General features: G+C 45.2%; 14 protein-coding genes. 5 read left to right on the top strand and 9 right to left on the bottom strand.

Features of this window, described 5'->3' with window-relative positions; all coding sequences use genetic code 11:
* Positions 1-4: 4 nt before the first annotated feature.
* The 7 genes from ABIN22_RS14605 to ABIN22_RS14635 form a co-directional block, all read right to left on the bottom strand.
* Entirely contained in the window at positions 5-1195 is a 1191-nt protein-coding gene (locus tag ABIN22_RS14605) for a uroporphyrinogen decarboxylase family protein (protein ID WP_346909563.1), read from the bottom strand.
* A gap of 37 nt (positions 1196-1232) precedes the next feature.
* Complete coding sequence (locus ABIN22_RS14610; protein WP_118622018.1) at positions 1233-1982, bottom strand: response regulator transcription factor; 750 nt, start codon at positions 1980-1982, stop codon at positions 1233-1235.
* Positions 1983-1999: 17 nt separating this feature from the next.
* Entirely contained in the window at positions 2000-3766 is a 1767-nt protein-coding gene (locus ABIN22_RS14615) for a sensor histidine kinase (protein WP_109733912.1), read from the bottom strand.
* Between the two features lie 120 nt (positions 3767-3886).
* On the bottom strand, positions 3887-5017 hold the full coding sequence (locus ABIN22_RS14620; protein ID WP_109733911.1) for an autoinducer 2 ABC transporter substrate-binding protein: 1131 nt from the start codon (positions 5015-5017) through the stop codon (positions 3887-3889).
* Positions 5018-5078: 61 nt separating this feature from the next.
* On the bottom strand, positions 5079-6068 hold the full coding sequence (locus ABIN22_RS14625) for an ABC transporter permease (protein WP_242996270.1): 990 nt from the start codon (positions 6066-6068) through the stop codon (positions 5079-5081).
* The gene (locus ABIN22_RS14630; RefSeq protein WP_109733909.1) at positions 6065-7066 is read right to left on the bottom strand and encodes an ABC transporter permease; all 1002 of its coding nucleotides are present in this window, start codon (positions 7064-7066) and stop codon (positions 6065-6067) included. The genes ABIN22_RS14625 and ABIN22_RS14630 overlap by 4 nt, the downstream gene beginning before the upstream one ends.
* A gap of 3 nt (positions 7067-7069) precedes the next feature.
* Positions 7070-8590 carry a sugar ABC transporter ATP-binding protein gene (locus ABIN22_RS14635; protein ID WP_346909567.1) on the bottom strand — a complete coding sequence of 507 codons (1521 nt, stop codon included), beginning with the start codon at positions 8588-8590 and terminating at the stop codon, positions 7070-7072.
* A 527-nt stretch (positions 8591-9117) separates the two neighbouring features.
* Between ABIN22_RS14635 and ABIN22_RS14640 the strand changes: the two genes are divergently transcribed.
* The 4 genes from ABIN22_RS14640 (at position 9118) to ABIN22_RS14655 (ending at position 12961) form a co-directional block, all read left to right on the top strand.
* Positions 9118-10740, top strand: a complete 1623-nt coding sequence (locus tag ABIN22_RS14640; protein ID WP_346909569.1) for a DUF975 family protein — start codon at positions 9118-9120, stop codon at positions 10738-10740.
* A 61-nt stretch (positions 10741-10801) separates the two neighbouring features.
* On the top strand, positions 10802-11353 hold the full coding sequence (locus tag ABIN22_RS14645) for a prolyl-tRNA synthetase associated domain-containing protein (protein ID WP_346909571.1): 552 nt from the start codon (positions 10802-10804) through the stop codon (positions 11351-11353).
* 92 nt (positions 11354-11445) lie between these two features.
* A complete protein-coding gene (arcC, locus tag ABIN22_RS14650) occupies positions 11446-12378 on the top strand; it encodes a carbamate kinase (protein WP_346909573.1) in 933 nt (310 codons plus the stop codon).
* A gap of 196 nt (positions 12379-12574) precedes the next feature.
* Entirely contained in the window at positions 12575-12961 is a 387-nt protein-coding gene (locus ABIN22_RS14655) for a DUF6483 family protein (protein WP_346909575.1), read from the top strand.
* A 140-nt stretch (positions 12962-13101) separates the two neighbouring features.
* Here ABIN22_RS14655 and ABIN22_RS14660 read toward each other — a convergent pair whose 3' ends face one another.
* Positions 13102-14685, bottom strand: a complete 1584-nt coding sequence (locus ABIN22_RS14660; protein ID WP_109733902.1) for a DEAD/DEAH box helicase — start codon at positions 14683-14685, stop codon at positions 13102-13104.
* A gap of 109 nt (positions 14686-14794) precedes the next feature.
* A complete protein-coding gene (locus ABIN22_RS14665; RefSeq protein WP_109734008.1) occupies positions 14795-15685 on the bottom strand; it encodes an AraC family transcriptional regulator in 891 nt (296 codons plus the stop codon).
* 175 nt (positions 15686-15860) lie between these two features.
* Between ABIN22_RS14665 and ABIN22_RS14670 the strand changes: the two genes are divergently transcribed.
* Positions 15861-16022: a hypothetical protein gene (locus tag ABIN22_RS14670; RefSeq protein ID WP_181368881.1), complete on the top strand. Its 162-nt coding sequence runs from the start codon at positions 15861-15863 to the stop codon at positions 16020-16022.
* Positions 16023-16054: the final 32 nt, after the last annotated feature.

Below are 16054 nucleotides of genomic sequence, written 5' to 3' on the forward strand. Positions count from 1 at the left end.
AAAATTACTGTATGTCAGCCCCGGCCTGTTCCATGACCTCTTTCAATTTACTGATATAGTATTTATAATTCTCCAAAGACGTGGACGGCGCCACCTGGTGGTCCGATCCCGGTATGTACCCGCCGCCGCGGATAACCGGAAGAATGCGTTCAAACTCCCTGTCAATCGCCTCAGGGCCTTTTGCGATCTCCAGTTTGTTAAAACTCCCGATAAATTTTAATGTCGGGAACTGCTTTCTGACTGCTACGATATCCATTCCTGCATTCACATCCATCGGAAGGAAACCGTCGACGCCTGCTGCCATAAAATTCGGAATCAGCCGGGCAAAGTCCCCATCCGTATCTACAAACACATTCCCCACACCATGCTCTTTTAACAGGGGGATCAGCCTCTTATAATATGCCCCGACAAACTCATCAAAGCATTCCGGTGATACCATCGGGCCGTTCTTCCCGCTAAGGTCTTCCATAAGGTAGACCACATCGGGCCTGACCAGATCAATCACTTTCAGTAATTTGGTCTGATAAATCTTCAGGATATATTCATTAATATCATGCATCAGCTCTGGTTCATCATAAAAGGCAAACATATGGGCCTCGATCCCCATCAATTCCCTTGGAACCCAGAAGAATCCCTCGATATTCAGCCGGATCGAATAATCTCCTCTCTCGTGCCCTTCCACGAGCGGGCCGTACGCCGCCTCAATCAGTTCGTCCGTAAAATACTCCTCCAGCTCTTTTTCCGCGTGTTCCTTCAGGCGGTCCCAGTCTTCCTGTGTCTCAATCACAGGTTTATAGTCCAGTTCCAAGTCCGACCCTGTATTTTTAATTACCTGTCTGCCGTAGATATCCTGTTTGATGATATGTTCAGCCGTCTCTTCTACAATCTTTTCTTCAAACCGCCTGAATGGAAGTACGAAATGTATTCTTCTGACAGGGTCGAAACCGAGGTACTTCTCGTACTCCATGACGCCCTCCCCCCATTCTACAGCCAGATACTTTTCAGTCTGGTTCGCTTTGTTGCCTACGATATTATTTGTAATATCCTTTGCCCCGTCTGCAATCTTAGCAGGCATACCTTCCTCCTTAAAACGGTCTGTCGTCAGCACCCAGGGATAGAAAGTCTCCGCGACCGTCCCCCTCCCCTCTGGTCTTTTAAAATTCAGTGTTGCCTGCTCACGCTCTCTATTTGTCATATCTGGTTCCTCCTTATTTTGTATCATCCAAAATCTATTATTCTGAAAACTTCTTCCGGTACTCGCGCGGTGTACACCCCACGCTGTTTTTAAATACTTTGCTGAAATAAAACTGGTCGGTGAAGCCGAGTGTTTCTGCCACCTCCCCGATCAGGCAGTCATGCCGCTCCAGAAGCTTTTTTGCCTCACTGATCTTCAGATTAATAATATATTCATTATAAGTGCAGTTCTTATATTTTTTAAAAATCCTGCTCAGATACGGCTGGCTGATCGTATACCTGCCGCAGATGCGTATGATGCTGTTATCCTCCGACAAGTGGCTTCTTACATAGTGCTCGATCATCGCCACCAGTTCTTTTCCGGACGGCTTCTCCGTAGTAATTACCGGACTGTCCGCATCATTTCTCATGGATACGAGAAGCTGCCTGATCCTTCCAAACAGTTCTTCAATCTTTGCCGGTTCAATCGGTTTCAGCAGATAATCGAATCCCCCATACATAAATGCATCGTGCACATAATGAAAATCTGAGTACCCGCTGACGGCGATGCATACTGCCGGTTTGTCTTCCTGGGAGCCGATGTATTTAATCAGCTCTATCCCGCTTTTGCGCGGCATCTTCATATCCGTAAGTACGACATCGGGATGGATCTCATTGAAAATTTCAATCCCCCGGTCCACGGAATAAGCCTCCGCCGCCACTTCAAAATCCCTGATCCTCTGGTCTATTGCCCGCTTCTCTGCCTCCAGTATAGCAGGCTCATCATCCACCAACAATACTTTGTACATACTTTTAAGCCCCCCTGTTATTCCAGCTTCATCTTCAAAACGATTGTCGTACCTCCGGCATCATTTCTTCCCAGTATTTCATATGAAAAACCATCCCCAAAGAAAATAGAAAGCCGGATCAGTGTACCGCTTAATCCCATTCCCCCAAACTGAATATTCTCGCTGATCTCCCTTGACCCGTGATCCCTGTAAAATGTCTCAATCCGGCTCTTCACAAGCTCAATATCTTCTTGTGTCACTCCACAGCCGTTATCTTTGATCTCCACAATTGCATACCCGTCAAATTCCACAACATAAATCTGTATCAGTACATGTTCGGATTCGAGAAGGCTGTATTTAATCGCATTCTCCACAATCGGCTGGAACGTTACTTTGGGAAGCATAAAATAATCCAGATTCCCATCCACTGTAATCTCATAATCCAGCCGCTGCCGGTATCTGCTCTTCATGATCGACATATATGCCTTGAGATTGTCCAGTTCCTCCTGCCATGTCACTTCCACGGTCGTGTAATCTGATGCATACCGCATGATCTCCGAGAGGCTGTAGCAGGCATTTGCCGCCTCCTCCCGCTCTCCGTTCTCACACATATTGGCAATACTGCCAAGGGTATTGTACATAAAGTGGGGACTGATCTCTGACTGCAGGATACTGAACAGTGTTTTCGTCTGGACATCGGCCATCTGCTGCTGGCGTTCCATCGACTCACGCAGGCGGTCCGCCATGTCTTCAAACGCCTTCAGCAGAATCCGTGTCTCCCAGTCCATGTTCTTCGTGGGCTGGTGTTCTGTAAAATTCTCGAGACGGGTCACCTGCATTCGTTTCACGAATGTGTCAATCGGCTGCATGATTTTCTTCGTCACAAACAGAATATAACACAGCGTAAATGCAATCAGTATCACCGCAACCATGATGATTCCCTGAATCGTGGTCCGCATCGACTTATACAGGACTTTTTTCGGCAGTACAATTACCGTCCGGCTGGGATAATAGTTGGAACTTGCCATCGTTACGATCTCTTCTCCGGTGTCCTTTACCTTTACATACTGCTCCGTCAGTTCGGCAAAATACTGGATCTGTTTCTCCGGCTTTTTCCATGTAACGTCTGCATAAAACAGATCTGCATGGTCTCCGATAAAAACCATCGTATTCAGGTCATACCCGCTCCACTTCACGTCACAGATATTCCGGATATAAAAATAATTCTGCTGTACTTCTATATAACCGACAATCTCCTTCGCAGGCGTCTTCACCGGTTTAATCTCAGTGATAACTTTCGCGTTTGTCGAAGGTTCCCAGAAATCTTCGGACGGTCCTAAAAACACCCTGCTGTCAGCCTCCTTAAAGCTGTATTTTTCCTCCAGGTGTTCCACGCGCCGAATCACCTGCTGCCTGTCCGTCTCCACATTTCCCGTACAGATATAACTGCCTTTCTTGTCATAGACAGCCACCCGCCGGATATCCGATTTATTTTTATAAGCGTTTGTAAGAATTCTTTTTACATTCCTCCCCGTCCCCTGATTCCATCCCCTCTGGTATTCCTGCCACTGCTCCAGGAAATTGGAATTTGTAAACACGTCAATGGAGGCCTGCTCCATATTCGTCAGCCGGTTATCAATCTGTTCCATTGTAGCATTCGTCGTCTGTATCAGGTTGCTGACCCCGTCATCATATATCGTATCACGGTTATACCGATAAAACACAATTGCCACTATCGTAATCAGCACAATGATAAAAACCGCATAAGTAATAGACAGCTTTGTCCCGGCCTTCTGCTTTTTCATGTTTATTCCACTCCCTGTCTATAGCACAATGAGGGCTGCTGCATGTTGTACAGCATCCCCCTTTATGATACCCTGCCCGCGAAGCAAAACCCCCATGCCGCCCGGCAGGTATGTATTCTTTTAGTAATCGAATTCGTCTACATTGGATGCATCAAATACAAGGGCATCTCCTAATACACACTGTGCATCAACGATATCTTTTGCACCGAGTCTTCCTGCATCAATTGTTGTTGCATCTGGTGTGATGGTTCCTTCTGATAACTGGTATGCTGTCTGTACCGCAAGATATCCAAGGTCCATACAATTCCAGAGTACACCTGAGTTCAGAGGATTTTCATCATCTTTGATGTATGTCTTCAATGCGTTTGGTGTAGCAAGCCCTGTCATGGAAACGATTTTCGCGTCCGGTTTGCTGGATGCCGACTGATACTGGGCGCCAAGTGCAGGTGTTGCCATAGATGACAGACCGATTGCAGCCTGAATCTTATCTTCGCCTTCACCCATACGTCCGATCAATGTTGCACATTCGCTGTTCACCTTCGTCTCGTCTGTTCCCGGATAATATACATCTGTTTCCTTGTTCTTAATCTTCATGAAGTTATAGTCATCTGTTTCAAGAAGTGCATTAATGGCATCTTCCCATGCTTTCTGGTTTGCGTCTGTTCCTGAACTGGATACAAGAGCGATGTTTGCTGTTTTATCTGCACCGTATCCCTTTGCTTTCAGGTCATTTGCCGCACCGTCAAGAAGGCCTTTAGCCGCACTCTCTGCCGTGATCTGGTTCACAAAGATATCTCTGGAATCTTCCTGGGCATCCGCATCAAAAGTTACAACCTTGATTCCTGCATCCTGTGCTTTCTTCAGCGTTGGTGCAATTGCTGTTGGATCGTTAGGTGACACTACGATAACGTTTACGCCCTGTGCGATCCATCCTTCCAGAATATCAACCTGTTTCTGGTTTGTCGCCTGATCCTGAGAAGGTCCGTCATACAAAAGAGTGATTCCCAGTTCATCTGCTGCTTCCTGCGCGCCTGTCTTACAGGCATCGAAATAGTTCTCGCCTTTGAATTTCGGAAGCATTGCGATTGTCATATCGCCATCAGAATCTTTCGCATCCTTGGAGGCATCATCCTCCGTCTTCGTCTCTGCTTTCGGTGCCTCTGTCTTCGAACATCCTGTCAGCATAGACAATACCATAACTGCTGCTAACGCTCCGCCTGCTGCCCTTTTCATTAATTCTTTTGCTTTCATACTTCTTCCTCTTTCCTTTCCTTTTTATTGTATATATAATACTTGCGTATTACAATCTTTTTTACACCGGTTCTGCTTTTACCGTCTGCCCGGTGTCTACTTTTATGATTCGTTTCTTTTTGGACCGTTCTGTCACAACAGCACATGCAATCAGTGCTATGATCAGGACAACTCCCTGTACAATCGTCTGCACATCGATCGGTATGTTCATAACCGTCAGGCCACTGTTCAATGTTGCAATGATCAGCGTTCCAAGGATCGTTCCCTTCATGTCACCGACACCGCCCATGATGCTTGTTCCGCCCAGCACGACGATGGTAATAACTTTTAAGTTGAAGCTTGTTCCCGCGTCATACTTAACACTCGTGAATCTGCCAAGGAAGATAAACGCTGCCAGTGCGCATATAATCCCACATACAGTGTAAATGATGATCAGCATCCGGTCTGTATTCACGCCTGAATATCTGGTTGCATTCACATTCAGTCCGATACTGTAAAGTTTTCTTCCGAACAATCCCTTCCCAAGCAGCAGTGTAAATATCACGGCCAGCAGTATATAAATCCAGATCTGTATCGGAAGCCCAGCCAGGGACGTGTTTCCAAGTGCTTCCGCGAAACCGTATGAATACACACTGTCTCCCTTTGAAATGCCCCTTGCCAGACCCAGGAACAGATACATTGTCGCCAGTGTCGTTACCATTGCGGATATTTTTGCCTTTGCTATGATAACGCCATTCAAAAGTCCGCAGGCTGCACCGGTCAGTACGGTTGCGAGCACCGCTGCCGCGGTCCCCCATTTTGTATAGGCGATCCCGCCGAGCATGGCTGACAGGATCATGGTATTTCCTACAGACAGGTCGATTCCCCCTGTAATAATAATCAGTGTCATCGGAAGTGCGACCATCCCGATCTCTACGATATTTCTAAGCATAACGTTGATGATATAAGGCGCAGTCAAAAAGGACGGACTTTTAATTGAAATACCGATAAATATAACCAGCCAGATCAGGAACAATGCCTTATTGAAGGAGAACTTCATTATTTTCTTCATGATGCACCACCTCCTGCCTCAACTGTGCTGCCCTTATGGATGACTCTCTTTTTCTTCAGATATTTGGCCCCGCTCACGACGACAGAGATAATGATGATAGCTCCCTTTACTGCGTCAGACCAGTTCGGGCTGATTCCGAGATAATTGATTGCCGGGGCGATCATTGCCAGAATAAATGCCCCTATCACCGTTCCGATAATTTTCCCGGAGCCCCCGGCCGTGCTTGTTCCACCCAGTACAACCGCTGCGATAAATGTCATCTCAAGTCCGGTTCCCATTGTGTTCGTCACTCTCTGTCCTGCCGTCGCAATGATCACGGCCGATATACCAAACAGTGCCCCTGCAATGGCATAAGTAATAACAATTGTCTTGTTTACATTTACACCTGCAAGCCGGGCTCCTTTCGCATTGTTGCCGATCGCATATATCTTCTTTGAAAACTTGGAGTATTTCATAAATATGAGTGCTATCACGGTTACAATCAGGCAGATCAGAACGCTTGCCGGAATGATCCCGAAAACCTTGGCGTCAAATGCCAGCCATGTGAAGCTTGCCGGAAGATCGTAAATGGAACCTTCCACCAGAAGCGGGAGCACCCCCTGAAATATCTGTGTCGTAGCGAGTGTTGCCACGATTGCCGGTATCTTCATCTTTGTAATAAACAGCCCGTTCATGGTGCTTAAAACAGCTCCCATCAGCATCGCTGCCGGAAGAAGACCTGCGAACGGCACCCCTGTCTTGCCGATTGCCGCGGTGAACAGGCATACTACGGAAATGAGCGCACCCGTGGATACATCAATATTGGATGTAATAATAATCATATTCATGCCAATCGCTGAGATCAGAATGTAACTGAACGTATTCAGCAGGCTCATGATATTGTTGATGGAATAAAAATCTCTTGCCGCAACTCCGAGAAACGCAAGCACCAGAATCAGGAACAGCGCAAGGTAAAATTCTGTCGTCAGAAAAGACGCTTTCTTTTTCTTCTCATTCATCTCTTACCCCTCCTGCCTCTCTTTCTTTGATTCCAGCGCAACGGTCAGGATCTTTTCCTGTGTAACATCCTCTCTGTCGAAGCACCCTGCAATGTATCCGTCTTTCATGACATAGATTCTGTCACACATCCCGATCAGTTCCGGAAGCTCTGAGGAAATCATAATAATCGTCAGCCCTTTCTGGGTCAGTTCACTGATGATCTTATGGATCTCCGCCTTTGCATTGACGTCTACCCCCCGCGTCGGTTCATCCAGAATCAAAAGCTTTGGATCAAGTGCAAGTGCTTTTGACACGGACACTTTCTGCTGGTTGCCTCCTGAAAGGTTCGCGACAAGGAAATCCGGTGATGGTGCTTTTATTCCGACTTCCTCTATGTACTCCCTGCCTTTTTCACTCTCTTTCTTCTCATCCAGAAACCCCGGGCCTTTCTTGAAACGCTCCAGCTGCGGAAGGGAAATGTTCTGCTGTATCGTCATATCAACGATCAGGCCGTACTTTCCGCGATCCTCTGATACATAGACAATCCCGTTCTCCATTGCCTGTTTATAGTTCTTAATTTCAAGTGGTTTTCCTTCCAGCCACATCGTGCCTGCCGCACGCCCTGTGAATCCACAGATCGATTCCATCAGCTCCGTCCTGCCGGCCCCGGCCAGCCCCGCAAATCCAAGGATTTCCCCGCGCCTTACATAGAAACTGATGTCTTCCAGAAATCCCTCATCATAGTACCCTTCCACATGGAAGATTTCCTCCCCGATCTTTGTCTCTGACTTCGGGTAATAACTTCCCATCTTACGTCCGACCATATCTGCCACGAGATCGTCCTTACTGGTCCCGGCGATATTTTTCGTTGAAATATATTGTCCGTCCCTGATCACAGTCACCCGGTCACACAATTCGAAAATTTCTTCCATTCTGTGGCTGATGTACACGATTCCGAGGCCGCTCGCCTTCAAATCATTGATAATCTGGAACAACGCCGTTACCTCACGCTGCGTCAGTGATGCAGTCGGTTCATCGAAAATAATAATATTCGCATCAAAGGTCAGCGCCTTCGCGATCTCCACCATCTGCTTCTGTGCCATTCCAAGGGTTTTAATCTGTGCATCCATATGAATCTTCGTATTCAGACGCTGAAATATCTTTTCGGCCTCCCTGCGCATCGCCCCATAGTCAATAATCTGCAAAGGCCCCGCCTTTTTCGTCATCTCATGTCCGAGGAACATATTATCCAGAACTGTCATCTCTTCAAACAGGCTCGTCTCCTGAAAGATAATCGACACCCCTTTTTCATATGCCTCCATCGGGTTCGAAAAATTCTCCTGCTTACCATTCACGATCATTGTTCCGCTGTCCGCCTCATGAACCCCGCAGACAACCTTCATCAGCGTAGATTTCCCTGCCCCGTTTTCACCGCAGATCGCATGGATTTCACCGCTAAGCAGGTTAAAATTAATACCATTCAGCGCCAGAACCCCGGGAAACGTCTTCACAATATCATGCAGTTCCAATATTGTCTGTCCCATGCTGTTTCCTCCCTCCTTCGTTTAAACAAATAGTAACGGAACCCGGGCAAAATAAACATGGAAAATCTAAATTGAAATATGTAAATTCAAAGTACAATTATGTTTGAAAGCCTCCCGGGGACACTCCTTCCGATTTGCGGCGCGTAGCTTGCGGAAAGCCGGGGCGGGATGCCTGAGGGGGTGTATGCTGTTTGAAATGCATTAAGCAAGATTAGCAGCAGTTAGAGTCTACGCGCACAAGCAGGCGGATACAAAACTGCTTTCAAAGCAGTTTTGTAAAGATGCCTGAGCCGCATAATCATCCAGATTATGCGGTGAATGCATCTGATTCCGTCTGCTTGTGCGCGTAGACTCTTACTGCCGCTTATCGAAGCGCCTGCATTCCAAACAGCATACACCCCCTCAGACATCCCGTCCCGGCTTTCCGCAAGCGTCCCCCCTCTCACCTCTCCCCCAAATTCTTCATTGCTTAATTCTGTGTTCTTTACTATAATAGAGTAATAACCTGTTTCTGCGGAGGGTTCCTTATGTGGAAGAGAAAAGCACTAAAGATAAGAACGAGAGAATCTTTGAAATTTAATTACTGGCGTATGGTTGCTGTATGTTTTCTGACGGCTATGCTTACGACCGCTTATACATCTTCTACTATATTTGTGAACCAGTATGAGCCTGCCACGCATACAGTGCCGGAGCACTCGGATGTTGCCGCCGGCACTTCTAATTCTGTCGTAATTGCCGATACAGTGGAACAAATAACAGATGACTCTGCCTCCATCATGGATTCTCCTTTGACCAGGGCTGCCGAAATTATTATTGATACTTATACGAGCGGGAAGTCTATTTTTTTCTCTGTTCTGAGGGCCGCTAATGATATTTTGACCCATGACTTTCACCTTTCTTCTGCTTTCCTGATCACAGGAGCATTTCTGGCTTTTTTTTACCAGTTTTTAATTGCAAATCCAATTCTGGTAGGAGAGCGGAGATTTTTTCTGGAGGCCCGCAATTATCACCGGACGAGGATCAGTAAGATTTTTTTCCTATATAAATTGAGATATATCTATAATCCGGTCTGGGTCATGTTCTGTCGTTCTTTTTTCCAGACGCTGTGGAACCTCACAATAGCCGGAGGGATTATCAAATACTATGAATACAGTATGATTCCGTTTATCCTTGCTGAGAATCCGGCAATTGAACGTAAGGATGCTTTCCAGCTTTCCAAACAACTGATGCGGGGGAATAAATGGAAGATGTTTAAATTGCATTTTTCTTTCCTTGGATGGAATATCCTTGCACCCCTGACTCTTGGGGTGCTGGACTTTTTGTTTGTAAATCCGTATAAGACAGGAACAGACGCCGAGCTTTATATGGAGCTTAGGCGTAATTATGTTCTGTCCCGCGCTCCCGGATATGAGGCGTTCAATGACAGGCTTCTGGAACAGGTTCCGTCAGAGGATGAACTTTTAATCAGCAAGGCCCTCTATGATGATTCAGAGGGGCCTTATACGAAGATTTCATACTTTGAACCCGAGCAGTATCCTGTCTTTCTATATTCTATCCAGCCGCCTGCACGTGCCGTGAGGCCGCCCAGACACGAGAATAAAAAATATGGATTTTTATCCTGTGTGTTTTTGTTTTTTGCATTCTCTGTCTTTGGATGGGTTCTGGAAAGCTTTATACATATCATTCGTGACGGGGTCTTCCTGAACCGTAGTTACCTGATAGGCCCCTGGATACCTCTTTATGGTGTCTGTGGACTTATCCTATTGATATTTATTCAGAAATTTGCCCATAAGCCGATTCCTGCATTTATCGCTATGATGGCAGTTTACTCCCTGATCGAATATCTCATGAACTGGCTGATGGAATATGAATATGATATCGCATCTGCGGATTACACCGGTTATTTCCTGAACTTGAATGGAAAAACATTCCTTGGCGGTGCTATTTTCTTTGCAATGCTTGGATGCGCTTTTTTGTACTATCTGGCACCACGATGGGATGAGCTCTTCCAAAGGCTTCCTGACTACCTGAAGTTTTCGATATGTCTACTGCTGTGCCTTTTATTTGCCACAGATTTTCTCTATGCACTCACACATCCCGAATTAATGAGTGAGCTTATGGCGCCGGGACTATTTTTTACAAAAGTGTAGAACATGTTTGTTTGAATAATATATTTTAAAAAAGATACAATGAGACAGAAAGGATTTTATTATGGATGAAATATTTGTAAGCAAGGATCATTTTACCTCAAAACCTGATTGTACGGGCCGGCTCGAAAAAGAGATACGGGTCTACGATGCACTGGACAAACTGGGCATTCCGTACGAAGGAGTGGACCACGATGTTGCGCCGACAATCGAGGCCTGCCAGGCGATCGAAAAGGAGCTGGGAATCATGCCGTGCAAGAATCTTTTTCTGCGCAACCGTCAGAAGACCACCTTCTTTCTGATTCTGATGCCAGGAGAAAAGAAGTTCTATACGAAGGATCTCTCAAGTCAGCTGGGAATCTCACGCCTTTCTTTTGCAGAACCGGAATTTATGGAAAAATATCTGGATATTACTCCCGGGTCTGTCAGTGTCCTGGGATTGATGAATGATAAAGACTGGTATGTGGACCTGCTGGTGGATAAGGAGCTTCTGAATCAGGAATATATTGGCTGCCATCCCTGCATCAATACCTCCAGCCTGAAGATTAAGACGGATGACATCCTGAAGAAATTTCTGAAATATACCGGGCATCGTTACCGCGTAGTCGAACTTTAGCCGTTAATCGTTGCTTTTTTATCAGAAAAATAATATAATTCACTATATACTTGAAGGTAACAAATCTAATAAGAAACAGAGGGACTTAATTTATGAAGAAAAGAGTAGTAGTCGCATTAGGACACCGTGCTTTGGGAACCACGCTCCCGGAACAGAAGGTAGCCGTAAAAAATACAGCAAAATCAATCGCAGATTTAATTGAAGAAGGTTATCAGGTTGTTATTACGCACAGCAATGCGCCGCAGGTCGGCATGATTCATACGGCCATGAACGAGTTTGGAAAGACACATGATGATTATACTGCAGCTCCCATGTCTGTCTGCTCTGCCATGAGCCAGGGTTACATTGGATATGACCTCCAGAACGGAATCCGGGAGGAACTGCTCAACCGCGGTATTTACCGTACAGTCAGCACTGTTCTGACTCAGGTTATTGTAGATCCTTATGATGAAGCATTCTATACACCGACGAAGGTCCTCGGACGTTATATGACAGCCGAGGAGGCAAATGAGGAACGGAAAAAAGGAAATTATGTGGTGGAGGAGCCCGGAAAGGGATTCCGGCGTGTCGTATCCGCACCAAATCCGGTCAAGATCGTCGAACTGGACGCAGTCAAAGCACTGCTGGATGCCGATCAGGTCGTTATCGCATGCGGAGGCGGCGGTATTCCTGTACTGGAGCAGGACAACCACTTAAAAGGTGCAAGTGCAGTAATCGAAAAAGACTTAACAGCGGGAAAGCTTGCCGAGGGTGTCAATGCGGATGAACTCATCATCCTGACAAGTGTTGAACAGGTATGCATCAACCTTGGGCAGCCGAATGAAGAGAAGCTCGGTGAGATCAGCCTCCAACAGGCAAAAACATACATGGAAGAGGGACACTTCGGGATCTACAACATGTATCCAAAATTCCGCGCTGCCGTTGAATTCATCGAAAAAGCAGATGGGCGCAGCGCACTGATCACATCTTTCGATAAGATGAGAGAAGGACTGAAGGGGAAGGCCGGAACAGTCATCAAAGGGTGATTTCAAGCAGGTCTTTCTTTAGAATAATTATTCTGCAAAACAAAAATACGCGACTGTCTTATTTTAATTTACGTTTGACAGCCGCGTATTTCTTAATATTCTTCATAATATTCTTCAATCAGACATACATAATGCTGGAATTTGAGCAAAAAACTGACTATATAACAAACTTTAAAGAAGGAGGAGAATTGGACAAATGTATGAGCAAGACTATATAATGCGTATGAACAGGGATATTATCCGAACAATTAGTAGATTAATCTTTAACAAAGATACTGAATTCCCATTAGACATCACGTCACAGACTTTAAAAAACGAAGATAAAAAAATGCTCAATTCCTTACAGGGGCAGGTTAATATCGGAAAAATCAATGAAGTGGAAAAAGAGATATGTCAGAGCGTTGGTAACAACGAAAGCCGGGCTTTAGAAAAAGCACTTTTATTTTATGCCTATCTAAACGAACAGACCGATGAATTTCTATTAGCAAATAGTTTTAGACGTGAAAGAATACAATCAGGTCTACAGTATATCGCATCACAATTAGGGATTTTAGATATCGTCAACTTAAACTATTTTGAATAACAGATATTTACTCAATGATGCTCAATTAAATGGTAAAAAGATACTGCCGCATCTATGATTTTTTAATCATTGATGCGACAGCTCCATCGGATACACCCATTCTTATATGATCATGTCGTTCTCTAAACATGGTGCCTGATTTATTTCTGGTTTGCCGGTTCGACAGCCACTGATTTTCCTTTGATCTTCGCGTTATTCATTGCGTTTAATACATCCCTTGCATACTCTCTCGGCACTTCTACGAAAGTATACTTATCAAACATATCAATTGATCCGATCACTTTTCCCGGAATTCCGCTCTCGCCTGCGAGTGCGCCCACAATATCTCCCGGTTTTGCCTTGTTTTTCTTTCCTATATTGATAAAGAGTCTGACCATTCCTGCTTCTTCAGCACCTGTATCGCCAAAGTCCATTTCTTCCTGGTTTACTTCATTCTGACCAGAACTCATCTTCAGGAACGCCGCTGCCATATCCATTGCTGTATAGTCGGATTCGTTTACCTTATTCTCGATTGCCTGAAGGTATTTTGTCAGGTCTTCCGTTTCTATAACACTGTCTATCTCTGAAAGAATGTTATCCATCTTAGTCGTTGCCACATCGTTCAGTGACGGAACTTTTTGTGCATAGATCTTCGTCTTGCAGTAACGCTGGATCTCTTTCAGCTTATATACTTCTTTTCCGGAAACGAATGAGAAGGAGCGGCCTTCACGTCCGGCTCTTCCGGTTCTTCCGATACGGTGCACATAATACTCGTCGTCCTGTGGAAGGTCATAGTTAAATACTGCTTCCACTTCATCCACATCGATTCCTCTGGCAGCCACATCTGTTGCAACGAGGATGTCAGTTTTCCCGGAACGGAATCCCTGCATAACCCTGTCACGCTGTGCCTGTTTCAAATCACCATGAAGTCCGGCCGCAAAGTAGCCTCTTCCGAGCAGTCCGTTTACAAGAAGGTCTACCTGTCTCTTTGTGTTACAGAATACTACGGACAGCTTTGGTGTATAGATATCCAACAGTCTTGCAAGCACTTCTTCTTTATTTTTCGGTCTTACTTCATAATAATATTGTTCGATATTCGGTACAGTAAGTTCTTTCTTTGTTACTTTTACAAGCTGGGCGTCCTTCTGGAATTTCTTTGTAATATCCAGAATTGCCTGCGGCATTGTTGCTGAGAATAACACTGTCTGACGGTCCTCTGGAACCCCTTCCAGAATCGTCTCGATGTCCTCACGGAATCCCATGTTCAGCATTTCATCCGCTTCATCCAGTACGACTGTATGAACATCTTCCATCTTGATCGTCTTGCGGCGCATGTGGTCCATCACACGTCCCGGTGTTCCAATGATCAGCTGTGTACCACTCTTAAGGGAACGGATCTGTTTTACGATCTCCTGTCCTCCATAGATAGGAAGTACTTTAATCGCATGCATATATTTTGCCAGATTACGGATCTCCTCCGCCACCTGGATAGCGAGTTCTCTGGTCGGGCAGAGTACAACTGCCTGAAGCTTTTTATTCTTAGGATCGATCTTCTCCAGAAGCGGGATGCCGAAAGCTGCTGTCTTTCCGGTTCCTGTCTGTGCCTGACCGATAATATCCTTCCCAGTTCTCATAACAGGAATTGCTTTCGCCTGAATCGGGGAAGCCTCCTCAAAACCCATATTCTTAATTGCTTTCATAATTTCGGGACAAAGTCCCAATTCTTCAAATCTTGTTTCTTCCATAAAACTCCTTTAATAATAAATTTACTCAAAAAAAATACCCTTTACCTGACATCAAGTAAAGGATACTTATTAGTCTCAACTGCTATCATAACAGATTTTGTGCAGGATGTCAATTTTTCCTGTACTCTTTCGGAGTACAGTTCATATGTCTGCGAAATATTTTGCCAAAATAACTCCCGGAACTAAATCCTGTCTTCATAGCAATCTCTACGATACTGTCCCCTGTGAAACGCAGCAGCCCGCATGCCACCTGTATCCGATATGAATTGAGATAGGCAACCGGTGTGATATGCAGCATTTTCTGAAAACAGCGGAGGCATTCCCGTTCCCCTATGTGGGCGGCGCCGGCTATATCCTCCAGTGATATGTTTTCCATATAATGCTCCTGAATGTAGATCAGCATTGTTTTCAGACGGCTTTCACTGTAAAAGCAAGGCTCCTGCTCCTTTAGGATGTTCTCTTTCTGGTCTTCAAAAAGCTCCAGCAATAATTCGGAGAGCAGGTTTCTGGATTTTAATTCATAACCAAATGCCTCTTCTTTCTCCCAGCGGGCCAGTCGTTCCAATTTGTCCAGAATACTGTTCTGGAGTGGAGAATCCGGGCCCAGATGCACAAGTGTAACTGCTTCACACTGTAGAAGAGGCGCAAGGTATTTTGTATCAATCAGACTTTTCGCCGGTGCGGCAAACTCCCTCTGGAACATATGTACATCGTAATAAATAGGTACATCCGGGGACGGGGTGAATAACTGATGCAGGACATTTGCATTCACAAATACTCCTTCCCCCTGACGTATAAAAACCCGTTTGTCGAGGGTCACATATTCCAGCACCCCCTCCTTCACTGTTATAAACTCCGGTTCCTGATGCCAGTGCCAGGGAACAAGCAGCGACCGGCCCGCCAAAGGGGTAATCCTGCGGATGACATATGGATATTCCTGTTTCATTTCAAAGATTTCTTCCTCTTTATGTGATGTCATTTTCAACTCTTCCAAAAACATACCTTGTCTCCTTTCCAGAATTGTTTTGTCGGTATTTTACCATTATTCAGTCGGTAAATAAGTATATTTCACATAGTTTGTACGATAATATTATATTAAGAAGTGTAGTACAGGGAACATGGAAAGTCAATGTATTTAAATGGCCGTTAAAATGCACCGGAAGGGAGTAAATAACATGAAATTTGATTGGTTTGAGATATTGAAATATTTAGAGAAACATGCAAAAAATGATGATGAATTTAACAAAAAGCTCCTCACTCTGACGCAGCAGGACGCGGCGGATCTTTGGGTCGAATTGAATCAGAAGACTGTAAACAGGCGGCAGCCGCTGATGTGAAGTTACTATTCACGGTACGATGTAAACACATA

Source organism: Faecalicatena orotica (genome assembly GCF_905197545.1).
In the GTDB taxonomy this organism is placed as follows: Bacteria; Bacillota; Clostridia; order Lachnospirales; family Lachnospiraceae; genus Faecalicatena_A; species Faecalicatena_A orotica.

Excerpts from the sequence above, each read along its gene's own strand:
- ABIN22_RS14605 (WP_346909563.1), bottom strand. The coding sequence starts at position 1,195 with ATGACAAATAGAGAGCGTGAGCAGGCAACACTGAATTTTAAAAGACCA.
- ABIN22_RS14610 (WP_118622018.1), bottom strand. The coding sequence starts at position 1,982 with ATGTACAAAGTATTGTTGGTGGATGATGAGCCTGCTATACTGGAGGCA.
- ABIN22_RS14615 (WP_109733912.1), bottom strand. The coding sequence starts at position 3,766 with ATGAAAAAGCAGAAGGCCGGGACAAAGCTGTCTATTACTTATGCGGTT.
- ABIN22_RS14620 (WP_109733911.1), bottom strand. The coding sequence starts at position 5,017 with ATGAAAGCAAAAGAATTAATGAAAAGGGCAGCAGGCGGAGCGTTAGCA.
- ABIN22_RS14625 (WP_242996270.1), bottom strand. The coding sequence starts at position 6,068 with ATGAAGAAAATAATGAAGTTCTCCTTCAATAAGGCATTGTTCCTGATC.
- ABIN22_RS14630 (WP_109733909.1), bottom strand. The coding sequence starts at position 7,066 with ATGAATGAGAAGAAAAAGAAAGCGTCTTTTCTGACGACAGAATTTTAC.
- ABIN22_RS14635 (WP_346909567.1), bottom strand. The coding sequence starts at position 8,590 with ATGGGACAGACAATATTGGAACTGCATGATATTGTGAAGACGTTTCCC.
- ABIN22_RS14640 (WP_346909569.1), top strand. The coding sequence starts at position 9,118 with ATGTGGAAGAGAAAAGCACTAAAGATAAGAACGAGAGAATCTTTGAAA.
- ABIN22_RS14645 (WP_346909571.1), top strand. The coding sequence starts at position 10,802 with ATGGATGAAATATTTGTAAGCAAGGATCATTTTACCTCAAAACCTGAT.
- arcC (WP_346909573.1), top strand. The coding sequence starts at position 11,446 with ATGAAGAAAAGAGTAGTAGTCGCATTAGGACACCGTGCTTTGGGAACC.
- ABIN22_RS14655 (WP_346909575.1), top strand. The coding sequence starts at position 12,575 with ATGTATGAGCAAGACTATATAATGCGTATGAACAGGGATATTATCCGA.
- ABIN22_RS14660 (WP_109733902.1), bottom strand. The coding sequence starts at position 14,685 with ATGGAAGAAACAAGATTTGAAGAATTGGGACTTTGTCCCGAAATTATG.
- ABIN22_RS14665 (WP_109734008.1), bottom strand. The coding sequence starts at position 15,685 with ATGTTTTTGGAAGAGTTGAAAATGACATCACATAAAGAGGAAGAAATC.
- ABIN22_RS14670 (WP_181368881.1), top strand. The coding sequence starts at position 15,861 with ATGAAATTTGATTGGTTTGAGATATTGAAATATTTAGAGAAACATGCA.